The 14,315-nt window shown below is 59.4% G+C and carries 13 protein-coding genes; all 13 read left to right on the top strand.

Annotation, left to right across the window (positions count from 1 at the left end):
* The first annotated feature begins 7 nt into the window (after positions 1-7).
* Positions 8-1,129: a glycosyltransferase family 4 protein gene (locus tag AC24GY_RS07725; RefSeq protein ID WP_487681722.1), complete on the top strand. Its 1,122-nt coding sequence runs from the start codon at positions 8-10 to the stop codon at positions 1,127-1,129.
* A gap of 2 nt (positions 1,130-1,131) precedes the next feature.
* Complete coding sequence (locus tag AC24GY_RS07730; RefSeq protein WP_487681724.1) at positions 1,132-2,463, top strand: lipopolysaccharide biosynthesis protein; 1,332 nt, start codon at positions 1,132-1,134, stop codon at positions 2,461-2,463.
* Between the two features lie 37 nt (positions 2,464-2,500).
* Complete coding sequence (locus AC24GY_RS07735; RefSeq protein WP_487681726.1) at positions 2,501-3,619, top strand: glycosyltransferase family 4 protein; 1,119 nt, start codon at positions 2,501-2,503, stop codon at positions 3,617-3,619.
* 3 nt (positions 3,620-3,622) lie between these two features.
* Positions 3,623-4,852: a glycosyltransferase family 4 protein gene (locus AC24GY_RS07740; RefSeq protein WP_487681728.1), complete on the top strand. Its 1,230-nt coding sequence runs from the start codon at positions 3,623-3,625 to the stop codon at positions 4,850-4,852.
* Positions 4,853-4,903: 51 nt separating this feature from the next.
* Complete coding sequence (locus tag AC24GY_RS07745; RefSeq protein ID WP_487681729.1) at positions 4,904-6,121, top strand: acyltransferase family protein; 1,218 nt, start codon at positions 4,904-4,906, stop codon at positions 6,119-6,121.
* Positions 6,122-6,157: 36 nt separating this feature from the next.
* On the top strand, positions 6,158-7,135 hold the full coding sequence (locus tag AC24GY_RS07750; protein ID WP_487681731.1) for a glycosyltransferase family 2 protein: 978 nt from the start codon (positions 6,158-6,160) through the stop codon (positions 7,133-7,135).
* On the top strand, positions 7,122-8,027 hold the full coding sequence (locus AC24GY_RS07755; protein WP_487681733.1) for a hypothetical protein: 906 nt from the start codon (positions 7,122-7,124) through the stop codon (positions 8,025-8,027). Before AC24GY_RS07750 ends, AC24GY_RS07755 begins: the two co-directional genes overlap by 14 nt.
* A gap of 60 nt (positions 8,028-8,087) precedes the next feature.
* On the top strand, positions 8,088-9,296 hold the full coding sequence (locus AC24GY_RS07760; RefSeq protein ID WP_487681735.1) for an acyltransferase family protein: 1,209 nt from the start codon (positions 8,088-8,090) through the stop codon (positions 9,294-9,296).
* Between the two features lie 56 nt (positions 9,297-9,352).
* Positions 9,353-10,162 (top strand): FkbM family methyltransferase, encoded by an 810-nt coding sequence (locus AC24GY_RS07765; protein ID WP_487681737.1) that lies wholly within the window; start codon positions 9,353-9,355, stop codon positions 10,160-10,162.
* A gap of 38 nt (positions 10,163-10,200) precedes the next feature.
* Positions 10,201-11,337 carry an acyltransferase family protein gene (locus tag AC24GY_RS07770; protein ID WP_487681739.1) on the top strand — a complete coding sequence of 379 codons (1,137 nt, stop codon included), beginning with the start codon at positions 10,201-10,203 and terminating at the stop codon, positions 11,335-11,337.
* A 37-nt stretch (positions 11,338-11,374) separates the two neighbouring features.
* Complete coding sequence (locus tag AC24GY_RS07775; RefSeq protein WP_487681741.1) at positions 11,375-12,610, top strand: glycosyltransferase family 4 protein; 1,236 nt, start codon at positions 11,375-11,377, stop codon at positions 12,608-12,610.
* Between the two features lie 6 nt (positions 12,611-12,616).
* On the top strand, positions 12,617-13,603 hold the full coding sequence (locus AC24GY_RS07780; RefSeq protein ID WP_487681742.1) for a glycosyltransferase family 2 protein: 987 nt from the start codon (positions 12,617-12,619) through the stop codon (positions 13,601-13,603).
* Positions 13,604-13,892: 289 nt separating this feature from the next.
* Positions 13,893-14,315 carry an LbetaH domain-containing protein gene (locus AC24GY_RS07785; protein ID WP_422315272.1) on the top strand — a complete coding sequence of 141 codons (423 nt, stop codon included), beginning with the start codon at positions 13,893-13,895 and terminating at the stop codon, positions 14,313-14,315.

Below are 14,315 nucleotides of genomic sequence, written 5' to 3' on the forward strand. Positions count from 1 at the left end.
GGGTCGTATGAAAATCGCCATCGCATCCCATGTGCATCCGACCGCCGTCGGTGGTCTCGCCGCCTATCAACGCGAACTCGTCGCCGGTCTGCAAAGCTTCAGCCGCATCAACGGAGAGTCACTCAGCGTGCAGCAACTGCAGATGAATCAGGATGACAACAGTGCTGACTTGAAACGGTCCCGCTGGGTCAGCCAGTTCGCCTCTCGTGGCCCGCTGCTCCGTCTCGCAGACAGTCTGAACCGTGTGATGCACCATCACCCGTCCTGGACCTTGGCCGTCAATACAGCGGATGTCCTGCACTTCATCGGCACAGGCTCGGAAATCACAGGGCATCCGCTCTGGCGCGAAGCACGTGAGGCGGAGGTCCCCTTCACCGTCTGGCCCGCATTGCATCCGGAAAATTGCGCCGAGGAAGCTTTCGACCTGCAGCTTTATCAAGAAGCAGAAGCCGTCTTTTGCCAGTCTGATCATGAGCGCGAACTCCTCATCACAAAAGGCGTCGCTGCCAGCAGACTGATCCGCTGTGGTCTGCCGCCGATGTGCCATCCGAACGGCACCGGCACACGCCTCCGCTCCAAGCTCGGCATCGGCATGCGTCCTGTCGTGCTGTTTGTGGGTCGGCGTGATGAAGGGAAAGGTTACCCGGCCCTGCTTGAAGCCTGGCCGCTGGTGATGCGCCAATGCCCGGATGCCGTGCTGCTCCTCGCCGGACCTGGCGACGCAGATGAATCCAGACTCGCCAAAATTTCGCCTGAGAGCGTTCGCGATCTCGGCTGCCCATCGGAACAGGACAAGGCAGACGCCTACGCTGCATGCGACGTCTTTTGCCTTCCTTCAGCCTGCGAATCCTTCGGGATTGTATATGTGGAGGCCTGGTCCTACGGCAGACCAGTCATTTGTGGAACCGCTCCAGCAAGCCGTGAACTTGTGGAGCATGATGTCACAGGTGTGTGGGCTGATCAACAGCCGCAGCCATTGTCTCATAGCCTGCTGCGGCTGTTGATGCACCCGGACCAGCGCCACCGCATCGGCCTCGCAGGCCTGCGGCATCAGCTGATGAATTTCACGACCGAACAAATGATCGGCGACCACCTGAAGGCATGGAAGATCACGGCCCCCAAGTACTGAGCATGGAAGCCTCCGCGGAAACAACCAACGCACCAGGCCAGGGCCTGCGCCTGCCATTGCTGAAAGGTGTGTGCATGCATCAGGTCCGCCGCATCGTGGGTCTGATCGCATCATATGCTTCGCTCAGCATCCTCAGTCGCGTCGTGCAGATGATCACGGCGTTTCTCGTCGTGCGCTCGCTTGCCAAAACTGAGTACGCCTGGTACTCGCTGGCAAACAATCTCGTCGGTGCCCTCGTGATCTTTACTGTCACCGGCATTGGCTCAGGCCTCATGCCGCTCGCGGGTGAAGTCGCACATGATCCGCTGAAGCTGGGATCCGTGCTGGCCTCGGCGCGTCGTTTCCGCGCCGCCCTGCTGTTCTTCGGTTCGCTCATTGGGCTTCCTGTCTTCATCCACCTCCTTCTGCGCAGTGGCTGCCCGCCGCTGAGCATTGCCCTGCTGGTCGGCTCCGCCATCGTCTCCCTCATGGTGAGCATCAGCACTCAGATGATCGCCACGCCGCTGAGCCTGGCACGCCGCTATAACATCCCTCAGTGGGAGAACATCCTGAGTTCCGCTCTGCGGCTGGTGTGCATTGTCTCTCTCGTCTTCGCGGGATTTGCGGACGCTGTCACGGTGATGCTCATCACCGTGCTCGCTCCACTTCCCACCGTGTGTGGCTGGATGCTGCCCAAGGCGCGCGAACACGCCGCCTTCGGGCAGCCGGCCGATCCCGCCGCCACACAGCGCCTGAAGAAGTACTTCATCATCGGCCTGCCTGCCAACATCACTCATCTGTTCGAGGCCCAGGTCGCCCTGTTCATTGTAGGCTGGCTGGGCAACATCGACAAAGTCGCTGATCTCGGGGCCATCTGCCGTGTGGCATTGATTCTGCAGATTCCACTGGCGGTCGCCTCTGGCATCATGCTGCCACGCATGTCCACGGAAAAAAACATTCAGCGCCTGTGGAAGATGTGGACAGGCAGCAGTCTTCTTTCCGTGGTCATTGGCGTCGTCATCGTGGCCTGCGGCTGGCTGCTGCGCCATCAGCTCCTCTTCCTTCTCGGCCCTGGATACGCAGGACTGGAAAACGAGCTCGTCCTCTATCTCGGCTTTCAGGCTTTCTCGTTCTTCGCCACCGTGACCACCATACCGATTCAGGCCAAAGGCTGGGTCCGCCACTCATGGGTGCGCCCAATCGCGGTCTTTGGCTCCCAGGCTTTGGCCGCATTCGTGCTGGATCTTTCCACCGTCAGCGGTGCCATCGGCCTCATGTGGGCGGGCTCCTTGGGCAACATGCTTTTGGACTCCTTCCTGCTCTTCAATGGCTGGCGTGGACGCGCCAGCATCTGACCCACTCCGTCGGAAATATTTAATCCCCGGTTCAATCATGCGCATTGGATTCAACGCTTCTCTCTTTGGTTCCCCCGAAATCCGTGGCTGGACTCGCTACGGTCTCAACCTGATCAACGCGCTCGACCGCGAAGGCCACGAGATCACACTTTTCACGCCCTACGCCATCAACCAGGAGATCACCTCGCGGTTGTCTCCAGGCGTCCGGATCGTCCACACCCAGACCCCGCGCTACTGGCGCTGGCTGTCCATGGACCTGCCCAAGCTGCTGAAGCGTGAGAAGATCGAACTCTTTCACACGCCTCATCACTTCGGACTGCCGCTCAACTCCCCCTGTCCCACGGTCGTGACCATCCATGACGCGATCGAAATGCAGGACCGCAAAATGCGCTTCTCTGATCTGCGGCAGATGAGAGTGCTGCCAAACAAGATGGACCATTGGCTGACTGAAAAGGTGGCGCACCAGGTGATCACAGTCAGCCAGTACAGCCATGACCGCATTGTGGAGCAGCGTCCGCATTGGCGTGGCCGGGTGCAGGTCATTCCCAATGCCGCCGATCCGCTCTTCAGCCCTTCCTTCACCCCGCTGCCGCAGGAGATTCAGGACAAGTTGAATGAGGCACCTTACTTCTTCTATGTCGGCGGGTTTGAGCAGCGCAAAAATGTTCCCTTCATGCTGAAGGCCTTCGCTGAATCGAATCTGGACAGCACTCGGTTGGTGATGGCAGGCGGCATCGCCACACACGAGTCCACTTTGCAGCCCCTTATCAAGGAGCTGAATCTGGAATCACGCTGCCTGCTGCTGGGACGCGTCGACGATGCCTGGCTCCCGGGCCTTTACGCCGGTGCCCTGGCCTTTGTTTACCCCAGCCTTTACGAAGGCTTCGGCCTGCAGATTTGTGAAGCCTTCGCGATGGGCTGCCCGGTGATCGCCGCAGATGCCACCAGCCTTCCCGAGGTGCTCGGCCCAGGAGGCGAGACCTTCAAACTCGACACCACGCAGCAGTTGGCCGGACTCATGAAGCGCATCGCCTGTGACGAGTCCTATCGTGATGATTTGAAAAAGCGCGCAGTGACGCGCTCCGCGACTTTTAGCTGGGACGAAACAGCGCGGCTCACCGCACGAGTCTACTCGAAAATCCTCTCCCAGAACTGAACCATGAAGCTGAAGTACGTCTTCCCTGAGCCTCCCCTTCCCTTCCTGGGAGCCGCCGCACGACTCTCCCATCTCCTCCTTTCGGAGGCCATCCGCCGTGGTGTGGATGTCGAAGCCTTCATCGAGTACTTCGATGAAAAAGACGCCATCGCGATGCGCGAGATGTTCAATGCACCGAACTGCAAGCTGCGCCTCTTCTGCGCCAAATCAGTGCCCAAAACTTTCCTGCGCACCACCCGCAGCCTCTTCTGGCAGGGAGCCTTTCTCTATGACGCAGCCTTCATGGCGGCCCTTGACGAATCCATGCGCGATCCCGAAGCCGTGCTGCATCTGGAAACACATTCCGCCTGCTGGCCCGGCCTCAAACACCTCGACCGCACCGTTCTCAATCTGCATTACCTGCTGAACGCCGACATGCGTTCGGAAAAGCATCATGGACTGCGGGTGAAATGGAATCTCAATCGCGAGCGCCAGATGCTCAAGACCTTCAAATACATGGCCGCTGTGACCCCGGCGCTTGCAGAAGAAGTATCGTTGATCAACCCAGCAGCACAGCTTCACCCCGTTCAATTTGGGCTCGATTTGTCCGGCTACCCGTATGCTGCGCCATCAGCCTCGGAAGGGCGGGCATTGAACATCGGCATGATCGGCAGCTATGCCTGGGCTCCCACCCGTGCCGCCGCACGTCATTTTCTGAAGCTCTGGCCCCGCATCAAGCAGGCGGTGAAGGACGCAAGACTCTTCCTCGTCGGCCGTGGTGCTGAACGCATCCTTGGAGAGGATGCCCGGGCCGCCGATCCTGAAGCCCACGTCGTTCAAAACGTGCCGGACATCATTCCCTACTTCCGAGAACTCGACTGCATGGTCTATGCGCCTGAACATGCCTCGGGAATCAAAGTGAAGGTGCTCGAAGCCTTTGCACTCGGCGTGCCGGTGGTCACCAACCAGCACGGCATCGACGGCATCCCGGTCCGCCATCGCGAACATTGCATCGTCTGCAGCACCGACGCGGAGCTTGTCGAGGGCGTGCGTTATCTCACCGAAAACCCCGAGGCGAAAAGACAGATGACCCAAGCGGCAAGGAAGCTCGTCGAGGAAATCTGCGCGCCATCAAACGTCTTCGACCAATGGCTCGCCGTCTATGCGCAGATGAACTCACGCAAAGCGTGCGAGAATGCAAAGCAACACATGCCGGGCGCAGCGGCATCGCCCACGGGGCTCGCTGTGACTTGAATCAGCAGTCACGGCACGTTCACACTTTTAACCTCAAGCCATTCCCACATAATGAGCTCCCATCTACAAGACACTGCGGATTGTCAGTTCGCTCTGGAAGCTTGCATTCCAGCCGGGGCGGCAATCACCGCTGCTCCGGCCAGCGCGGCCCTGACTTCCCGCCTGCCATCGCTAGATGGCTGGCGTGCCCTCAGCATTCTGATCGTCCTCGGCGAGCATAACATCCACACCAAAGCATTTCCCGAAGAGCATCGTCATCTCTTCACCCAGTTGTTTGACGGGCAGCTGGGAGTGCGGTTTTTCTTCATGATCTCAGGGTTTCTCATCACATGGCTGATGCTCGGCGAGGAGCACCGTACAGGCACCGTGAGACTGAAGAATTTTTATGCACGTCGGGCCCTTCGCATCCTTCCTGTGTATCTGGTCTTTCTTGGGGTGCTGGCTGCTCTCCAGGCCTTCACCCCCTTCCACCAGAGCGCCAGCGCCTGGTTCGGCAACCTCACTTTCACGCGCAACTTTTTCTACGATCACTTCACCAGCAACCACCTCTGGTCCCTGTCGGTCGAGGAACAGTTCTACCTCGTGTGGCCCGCTCTCTTCATCTACGCCAAGCCGCAGTCGAGCTTGAAAAAATGCCTCTCGCTGGTGGTAACGACAATCGTGCTGGCGATGAGCGTCCGCTATTTCTTCAGCTTATGGGATCCAGCCTCCATTGACAAAATGAACCGGATGCAGCGGGCAATGATCGGTCCGTGGTCGTTCTTTAGCAATGCTGACACTCTCGCTATTGGCAGCGTTTTTGCCGTGCTGCTGGCTCGGCAACGTGAACTGATCAGCGAATTCCTGAGCACACGCCCACTGCTGGTTCCCGGCTGCGGCCTGTTTTTGCTCTTCGCTCCGGTGCTGCTTCATCTTGAAATCCTGCAGACCATCCCCGATTTCGCCCATCTTTGTCAGAAGGTGGATGTCGTCACCGGACGGTCCCTGCAGTCCCTGGGCTTCGCGCTGCTGATGATGCAAAGCGTCGTAGTGCCACGGCTTCCGATCTACCGCATTCTGAATCTTGGCCCGGTCATGCAACTCGGCGTGCTCTCCTATTCCATCTACATCTGGCAGCAGCTCTTCTGCACCAAGCCGGAAAGCTACGGTATTCCCGACGCCTGGTGGAACACCTACCCCCTCTGGCTGGCACCAGCACTGCTGGTGGCCGTGGTGTCTTACTACGGACTGGAGCGACCGCTGCTGAACCTGCGCCATCGCTTCCGATGAGTTCATCCTTCTTCACCCTCATTCCCACCCACAACCATGGCACATGAAATCTCAGCTCTGATCATCTGCAGTGACCGCCTCGAGGAAGTCACCCGTTGTCTGGCAAGCCTCTCCAAACTAGGCGATCAGTTGCACGAGGTGCTGCTGCTCAAAAACGCCCCGAAGCAACCCTGGCGGGACAACTGCTTCGATTCCGTGCCTGCCGGAGTTCGCAACCGCCTGCAGATCATTTCCACAGACAAGCAGGTCTTTCCCACCACCGGCCGCAACATGCTGGCGGCGCAGGCCACGGGCTCTGTTTACTTGTTCCTCGATGACGATTCCCTCGTGCTTGAGCGCAAGGGCATTGAAGACGGCCTCCACATCCTGAAAAACGAACCGACCATCGGTTCGATCGCCTACCCGCAGTCCACTGAAGATGGAAAACTGGGGCCCTACATGCAGCCGGCGCCGGTGGAGCACCCATGCTTCACCTGCGGCTTCATGACCTGCGCTGCACTGACTCGCGCAAATGTGTATCATCAGATCGGCGGTTTCCAAGATCTGCTGCAAATGGCGCACGAGGAGAACGAATTCTGCAAACGTCAGTGGGATGCGGGCTTCGCCGTTCTCTATCTTCCAGAGCGCTGCATCTGCCACAACCCCAGCCCCAATGCGCGCAACAGCCGCCAGCGTGCCAAACTGAACGCTCGCAACATCTGGTATCAGGCTGTGCTGCATGAACCAATCTGGATGCTCACGCTCAGCTTCGGACCGCGCGTCCTGCAAGGCGCGCGCTATCTCCGCCAGGCGAACGACTGGACCGATGGAGACTGGCAGCCGCTGCTCAAGGAGGCACTGGCTGACCTGTGCCGTGACCTGCCGCTCCTCTGGAAAGCACGCAAGCCACTCAAGCTGCGCACCATCCGCCGCTGGCAGCACATGAAGAAGCATTTCCCGCCTTTTAACACCACCTCCGCCAAATCAAGCCCTTCGAATTCACCCTCCACCCTCATCGAATATGCCCACTGCTAACACTGTTGTTATTGGAGCCATCAATCATCACGAATGGCCCGTGGTCGCGCCATGGATTCGCTCCCTGCGCGGCACAGGCTTTGACGGCCGTGTCGTTCTGGTGGCCTACGAAGACATCAGCGACCACGTCATTGACGCCATGCGTCGTCAAAACGTGGATGTTCGGCGCGCAAAAATGGAAATCTCCGTCAATCGCGGACGCTTCAAGGACTTTGAAACCATCCTGGCCGAGATGCCTCCTGAGACGCTGGTCATTGCCACGGATGTGCGAGATGTGGTGTTTCAAAGCAATCCTTCGCAACTGTCTGAACTTCTCAAGCCTGCCGAGGGTCTCGACATCGCCGTCAGTTCCGAAGGCTGGCGCTACTGCGATTCGGAATGGAATCTGAGCACGTTGCGGAAAGTTTTCCCCAGCTATGAAACCTCGATGCATGGTGAGGAAGTGTACTGCTCCGGAGTGATCGTCGGCACTGCTGGTGCACTGAAGCAGATGTGCGCCAGAATCTGGGAGATCAGCCGCACGGCCCCTAGCTTTAATGGCGATCAGGTGGCGATGAACATCATTTTGCGTGAACCTGCTTTCGCACATCGCGTCAATCGTCTGGATGTGCGCGATGGCAGAGTTTTTCACGCACGTGCAACGTGGCTCCGCCGCATGCAGGGAGGTTCCGTGACTGGTGAGCCTGTGTTCTCGCTGCTCACCGGCATGGCCCGTCGTGCAGACGGCAGCCTGGTGAGCGTGCTGCACCAGTACACGGAGAGCAAATGGGAGCGTCTGCGTGTCTTGATGCGCTACGACAGCCTCTGGATTGGAATCTGGTACCGGCTGACGCAGCGGTTCCGCTCTTCGGCGAACGACAATGTCTACTGGAAGACCAAGCCTGCCACCTGACTTTTCGTGTGTCGGATCCGGCAATCCAAACAATAAAAATCACCCGTTCTGCAACACTCCATGAGCCCGACAACACTTGCCGAACCACTGGACTTTCCGCCCCAGGCAGAAAAGGCCATCAGAAGCCATGCGGCGCCGGTGGCGGCCAGAGACGCGATTCTGACGCGCCTGCCATCACTGGACGGCTGGCGTGCGCTCAGCATCGTTCTCGTGCTCGGCGCCCACACTGCACTGACCACTGGTTTTCCGGAGCGGCTGGCGAAACCTTTCCATCATCTGTTCGACGGTCATCTCGGCGTGCGGTTTTTCTTCGTGGTCTCAGGACTGCTCATCACCTGGCTGATGCTGGATGAGGAACGCAAGACGCAGAAGGTGAACCTGCGCAACTTTTACGCCCGGCGTGCGCTGCGCATTCTGCCGGTTTATGTGGCGTTCCTGATTGTGGCGGGTGTCATCCAGTATTTCACCATCTGTGACCATGATCTTACAACATGGATCGCCAACCTGACCTTCACGCGCGATTTCTACCCGGGTGGAAACAACCTCAGCAACCATTTCTGGTCCCTCGCTGTGGAGGAGCAGTTTTATCTGATCTGGCCGTTTCTGTTTGTTTCGCTGGCTCCGGCAGTGCGCACGCGGATCATGCCTTTTTTAGTAGTGGCCGCCATCGTGGTGGCCTTCATCAACCGCTGCTTGTGGCAGTTTCCCTTATCGGAGTCACCGCTGTGGAGAAATCTGTTCCATGAGTGGTCCTTCTTCAACAATGTGGACTCGCTGGCGATCGGCTGCATGGCGGCCATCTGGCTGGCTGCGGACGAGCGCGGGCTGCGATCATTTCTCACCTCACGGCCACGTCTGGTGATCGCAGCCAGCGTGCTCATGCTGGTGGAGCCGTATGTCATGCACTGGATCACCGACCGTGCCTGGATGCCGGCTGGGCTGAAGAGCCTCGGCTGGGCAAGTTGGGCGGGTCTGGGCCGGACCTTTCAGTCCTTCGGCTTCGTTGCTCTGGCATTGCAAAGCATCATGCTGCCTTCGTGGGGCCTCTACCGTTGTCTCAACTGGCGCCCGGTGGCCGCGCTCGGCATGCTCTCCTACTCCATCTACGTCTGGCAAAACCTCTTCTGCGCGAAGCCTGAAAAGTTCGGCCTCACTGATCCCTGGTGGATGACCTACCCGATGTGGCTGGTCCCCACCTTCGCGGCCGCCATCCTCTCCTATCACTTCCTGGAGAAACCTTTTTTCAAGCTACGTCACCACTTCCGCTGATACACCGGCGGCGCAATCCCCCCTGTCAATCACCCTCATAAACAAAACAAACGAACATGAACACACTCAAAAAATCAGTCAGACCCGGACTCCGCCACTGGTGCCTTAACACCCACCCCAAAGAAATTGGAGCATGCGTGAAATGGGCGCTGCGCACCCGCCGGGTGGAAACGCAGATCGAAGACAACGGCGTCAAACTCTGGCTGGATCCCATCAGCCCGCTGGCGGATGCCCTGGCACAAGGCAAGTATGAAGAGAAGCTGGAAGAGTGGCTCAGATCCACTCTCGACTCCACCGGCACCTTTCTGGATGTGGGGGCGAATGAAGGCTACTTCTCCATGTTTGCCGCCACCACTCTGAAGGCTGCACGAGTGGTCTGCGTGGAGCCCAACGCGGCGCTGTGGCCTGTGATCCTGCGCAATGTGCAGCTTAACCGCAGCAGCACCTGCACACTGGCTCCCTTCGCCATTGGTGATTTCGAGGGCAGTGCGAACTTTGTCGTCCAGCCCTCCACCAACAGCGGTGCCTCTTCGCTGTGCACACGCCCGAGCCGGCTTGACCGTTTCCGCGAACGCCGCAGTGTACCGGTGGTCACGCTGGACTGGCTGATCGAGTCCAACGGCCTGAAGGAAGTCTCCGCCATCAAGGTGGATGTGGAAGGTTTCGATGAGAAGGTCATCGCAGGCGCACGGGAAAGCCTGAAACGCCGCATCATCAAATCCATCGCGATCGAGATGCACAACACGTCGGAAAGAACGCTGGAAAAGGCTGCCGACGACATCCGCAAGATGATGGCAGAAGCAGGCTACACTGAGAGACCGTCGGACAATTTCCGCTGGATCTACTTTGACCGGCCCGCCGCCTGATATCCTCCACATCAAACTTCCTTCAGACCCTTGCAGCCATGAAATCCAACGATAGCAACGACCGTTTCCCGCAACTTGATGGACTTCGTGGCCTGCTGGCTGTCTATGTGGCGTTCCACCATCTCATCATGTTTTGCGGCATTCCCTTTCTGGGCGTTGCCGCCCTGCTGGGACGCGGTGAAAAGGCCGTGCATGTTTTCATCATCCTAAGCGGCTTTGTGATTTTCCATCTGCTTCATAAATCCGGCATAGGGTGGTGGACATTCATGGTCCGCCGCTTTTTCCGCCTGTGGCCCCTGCTCGCCGTGGCGGTCATCCTTGCTTCATTCGTGGCACCGCTTGAAGTCCAGGTCTGGCAGCATGGCCCGCCGGAAACCGCCTATCGGCAGGAACGCATCATCCATTTCATGGATCACCCCGCTGCGTTTCTGACATCCACCCTGATGATCGTTCATGGGATGATTCCTGAGTTTTGGCTCCCGAACGCGCATGCAAACATTCTGCCACCGGCCTGGAGCATCGGTCTTGAATGGCAGTTCTATCTCATCGCGCCCCTCTGTCTATGGATGGCACGCAGCGGCAGGACGTGGCTCCTGGTTCTTGGCATCTTTGTGCTGGCGCTGGGGGCGGCTGGTGGCGAGCGCTGGAAGGCATGGAATGATGCCTTTCTGCCTGCCTACACCGGCTACTTTGCCATCGGTGCCTTTTGTCATGCCGCGTGGTGCCAGATGCAAAAAAACATGACCTCCGCCACGGTCGGAACCGTGGCATTCATGCTGGCGGCCATCGTCTGGTCCAAGGACACAGCGCTCATCTTATGGTCCTTCGCCCTGTTGTCCGCCCTGCCTGCCGGTCACGCCTTTGATGCGCTCATCCGGCCGCTGCGGAGTCTTCTCGCCAGCCGCTGGCTGGTCTGGATTGGTGACAGGTCGTACAGCATCTACCTGCTCCATTGGCCGCTCATGATGGTGTGTGTCTGGTGTTTGCAGGACGCCGCATGGGCTGCCCATTCGAAGTGGGCCTTGTTTGCGGTTTCAAGTCTCGTCGCGGCTCCGGTGGTGCTGATCGCGAGTCATCTGACCTACACCTTTGTGGAACTGCCGTTCATCCAACTCTCGCGCAAACTGACGCGGCGTCCTGCGGCCATTGCGGGTGCCGCGATCACGACAGCCTAGAAGCAGACTCGCACCGGGCAAATCACTCTCGAACCCCATGAAAATCGCCGTCAGCGGATATGTCTCAGCCCAGGAGGGCAGCGTGGCTTCGGCCAATGCGCTGCTGCTTCGTTCACTTCTTGAAGACGGGCACGAGGTGGACTTCTTTTCGAAGCCCTCGTTTGTCGATCCCCGCCCCTGCGTGGGCGAGCATGAGCGTTTCCGCTTTGTCTGCACTGACAACGTGGGCCCGGACCGCTTCCGCGCCAGGGTGCAGAAGGTGCCGGCTCTGGGCTTCATGGCCTGCCGTGTGGACTGCGCCACCTATGAGCGTCTGCTGCTGAAAAAGATGCGCCAGCAGCATGCCACACGCCATTATGACCTCTGCCTCTGGCTCGGTGACTATGCCCCGGGCCGTGTGAGGAATCTGCCGATGATCAGCTTTGCCCAAGGCCCGCCCGGTACGGATGCGCGGTCCATTGTGTCCCGCTTTGCTGAGATCAAGAAACTCGCAGGCCCGCGCAAGGCGCTGCAATGGCTGATGCTGGCGCGCATCCGCCTGTCGTCCATCGGCCTGCCAGGATTGAAGTACTCGGACCACATCATCGTGGGCAGCCAGCAGTCGAAGAAAACGCTGACTGAAGTCTATGGCATCGAGGAAGAGCGCGTGGACACGCTGCCTTACCCGATTGATTTGAACATGTTCCGCCCGGCAGAGGAAACGCCGGCCACGAAAGCGGAACTGCGCGTGCTGTGGCTGGGCCGCATCATCCCACGCAAGCGGCTGGATCTTTTCCTGCGCGGGCTGGAACTGGCCATCCGCCAAGGGCTGCATGTGCGCGCCACCATCGTGGGCGGCACGGGCTTCGTGCCCGGTTATGAAAAACTGATCGATTCCTTCCCTTTCCCCGACCGCCTGAGCTGGATCAAATCCATGCCCCGCACGGAGGTGCCCGCGCTGCTGCGCCAGCATGATGTGCTGGCCCAGCCAAGCGACGAGGAAAACTTTGGCTCCTCTGTGGCCGAGGCGCAGGCGTGCGGACTGCCCGTGATCGTGGGCCATACGAACGGCAACGCCGATTATCTCTGCGACCGTGACATCCACCTGGCAGACGACCGACCGGAAACTTTTGCCAGCGCGCTGATGCGCCTCGGCCAGCACCTGCCTGAGGCGCCAGTCAAATCCCGCACGGTGGCCGAACGGTATTTCGATCTTGGCCGCGTGACCAGCCAGATCACCACGATTCTCGAGAACGCACTGCGCTCCCCTTTCAAGAACCTTTCACCCGCCTGATCCATCATGGAAAAAATCGACGTCATCATCCCCACCCTGAAGCGGCCCGACCACCTGCGCCGGTGCCTGGAGGCACTGAAACTGCAGGAGAAGCAGGCAGACCAGATCGTGGTAGGCGTGCGCGCTGATGATGATGTCACGCGTGCGGTGATCGAAGAATATGAGGCCGTGCTGCCGGTGCATGCCGTGGAAGCGCGCGGCGTGGGTGTGGTGGGCTCGATGAACTCCAGCCTGAAAGAATGCCAGGCGCCGTGGATCGCCCTGCTTGATGATGATGTGGAGATCCCTCCGCACTGGCTCAGCACAATGCTGGCGCATGTGAAGTCCCGCCCGGACGTGGTGGCGGCAGGCGCCCGCGACATGCTGATGGACTACCCGGAAATGCGCAGGACCGAACCGCTGGAAGAGGACGTGGGCAATGTGCACTGGTTTGGCCGTGTGACGGGCGGACACCACCGTGGCGGCGGCAAGGCAAGGCTGGTGCAGGTGCTGCGCGGCTCGAACTGTCTTTTCAAGGGTGACTTCCTGCGCGCGTGCGGCTTTGAGAGCGGCCTGCGTGGCAAGGGCGCGCAGGTGAACTGGGAGCTGGCACTGGGCCTGCAGGCGAAAGCCCAAAACCTGAAGATGATCTTTGATCCCACCGTGCAGATCATCCACAACGTGGCTCCACGACATGATGGCGACACGGTGCATCGTGGCATTTTCAATTTCGAAGGCACGAGTGACATCGCCTACAACGAAACGTTTGTGGCGCTGAAGCATGGCACCGGTCTGGTGCGCTGGACGATCCCTTTGTGGCAGGCGCTGATCGGCAGCCATGTGTGCCCGGGACTGGCCCGCGGAGTGGATTTTGTGCTGCGTCCGAGCTCTAAACCGCGCCAGCGATTTGCGGCCACCCTTACCGGACGCCTAGGCGCCTTTAAGGCATGCCTTAGCCGCACTCAGACAACGGAGAGGTTAATGTCTGAGCAGGCAGCCACGCCAGCCCCTTGATGGGGCGTGTGCAGGGTGTCTGACCAGACTTCGGTTTTCCTACATCCCTATGCTCGCCTATCTTTTTCAAAACCGGCTCAAGCCCCGGTTCCTCAGCCCTACATGGGTGAAGACCTGGCTGAAGCGTGTGTGGACGCTGCCGAGCCTGCTGGGCTACAGCTGGCAGTCGCTGCGCTGGACCCTGAAGGGTGCGCGCATCGCACCTTCCACGGTGATCTCCAACCTGACGCTGCATGGCGAGGCTTCGAACCTGAGCATCGGCAAGGGCTGCAGCATCGGCATCACCCGCATGCAGGCCCATGCGGAGATCAAGATCGGCAACTGCGTGGTGATCAATGACGGAGTGCGGCTGATCACCGGCTCCCATGACATCAACTCCCCCACCTATGATCACGTCTTTGCGCCGATCGTGGTGGAGGACTACGCGTGGGTGGCCACGGATGCCATGGTGCTGAAAGGCGTGACCATCGGCCGCGGAGCGGTGGTGGCAGCCGGGGCGGTGGTGGTGAAGGATGTGCGGCCCTTCAGCCTGGTGGGAGGCAACCCTGCCAAGGAGTTCGGCACCCGCGGCATTGAGCGATTTGAATATCTGCCCGCGTCATGGTTTGGCCCCGTGATGGCCTGGACCGGACGCAATCCTGTGACGGCATCCACACCTGCGAAACCCGCCAGTGAGCCTGAGTGCCCGGCCGCAGAACCTCTGCTGCAATAG

It is taken from the genome of Prosthecobacter sp. Pr1 (assembly GCF_057652315.1).